Source organism: Ciceribacter azotifigens (assembly GCF_048159625.1).
Lineage (GTDB): Bacteria > Pseudomonadota > Alphaproteobacteria > Rhizobiales > Rhizobiaceae > Allorhizobium > Allorhizobium azotifigens.
The window spans coordinates 1-1,557 of record NZ_JBLQTA010000060.1; the positions used below are offsets into that span (position 1 = coordinate 1).

A 1,557-nucleotide genomic window follows, 5' to 3' on the forward strand; every position below is an offset into this window, starting at 1 on the left:
CTGGTCGAGATTGCAAAAGCCTTAAGCCACGACGCTGAAGTCATCTTCATGGATGAGCCGACGTCCGCAATCGGCGAGAAGGAGGCTCAGCACCTCTTCTCCGCCGTCGAGCGCCTGAAGGCATCTGGCAAGGGAATTGTCTACGTCTCCCACCGGCTCTCGGAAATCTTTCAGATCGCCGATTCCTACACCGTGTTTCGTGACGGCGGCTTTGTGGGAAGTGGCGCTCTCGATCAGATCGACCGCCAGGGGCTGATCCGCATGATTGTCGGACGCGAACTGGGCGAAGAATACTTCAAGACCAACACGCCGACTGAAACGGCCGGCCTTGAGGTGTCGGGTCTGACGTTACCCGGCAAGATCTCTGACATCTCGTTTACTGCAAACAAGGGCGAGATCTTCGGCATCTATGGCCTGATGGGGTCCGGCCGGACCGAGATTTTCAACTGCATCTTCGGCCTGGACAAGAAATCCTCTGGAACCGTCCGTCTTGATGGTCGCCTCATCGAGGTTTCATCGCCCGCAGAAGCAATCGCTGAAGGGCTCGCTTTGGTGACGGAAGACCGAAAGCTCACTGGTCTCAATCTCATGGACAGTGTCCGCAACAATATCTGCATGGCGAGCCTGCCCGACATGAGCCCATATTTCTCGATGCAAAGCGCCAAGGAAATTGCCGCAAGCGCCAAGATGATCAAGCATTTCAATATCAAGGCTGCGAGCGACGCCATGGCTGTTTCTGCATTGTCGGGCGGCAACCAGCAGAAAGTGGTTCTGGGCAAATGGTTCCTGCGCAAACCGAAGGTTCTGCTGCTGGATGAGCCGACCCGTGGCGTTGATGTTGGTGCCAAACGCGAAATCTATCGGATCATCTGCGACTTCGCTGAATCTGGCGGCACCGTCGTGATGATCTCGTCCGAGATCGACGAAGTGCTGGGCATGTCGGATCGCATTCTGGTCATGCGCCAAGGACAATCGGGTGGCATCTATTCCCGGCAAGAGACGGACGCGCAGTCGCTCGTTCACATGTCGACCTGACGCAAAGACCTAGCTGCTAACCGCACACGTCGGGGCAAACAGAGGATAAAGAAGTGTCCACGAACGAGAACAATTCATTGAAGTCTTTTCTGGATCCTGCACGTCGCAAGATGATCGTTCAGGAATACGGGATTTTCCTCGCATTCCTCCTTCTGGCAATTGTTCTCTCGCTGTCGAACGAATACTTCCTGACAGCCGGCAACATCTCGAACGTGCTGTTGCAGACCTCCATAAATGGTATTCTGGCGATCGGAATGACATTTGTCATCCTGACGAGAGGAATTGATCTCTCCGTCGGCTCAGTCGTTGCTCTGACCGGCATCGTCAGTGCTAGTTTCGCCACGACATCAGCAACAGCCGGCATCGTTGGAGCGCCTTACACGCCATGGCTTGCCTACCCCGTCGGCATTCTCGTCGGTATCGCCTGCGGGGCTCTCGTCGGCGTGATCGTATCACGGTTCTCGGTGCCGTCGTTTGTCGCCACACTCGGGATGCTGTCCGCCGCACGCGGCATGACCCTCA

The 1,557-nt window shown here is 55.9% G+C and carries 2 protein-coding genes; both read left to right on the top strand.

Annotation, left to right across the window (positions count from 1 at the left end; genetic code table 11):
• Positions 1–1,035: sugar ABC transporter ATP-binding protein (locus ACM6UT_RS23250; protein WP_416799637.1), on the top strand; the 1,035-nt coding region annotated here is incomplete at its 5' end.
• Between the two features lie 53 nt (positions 1,036–1,088).
• The coding region (locus ACM6UT_RS23255) for an ABC transporter permease (RefSeq protein WP_416799638.1) at positions 1,089–1,557 on the top strand (469 nt) is incomplete at its 3' end.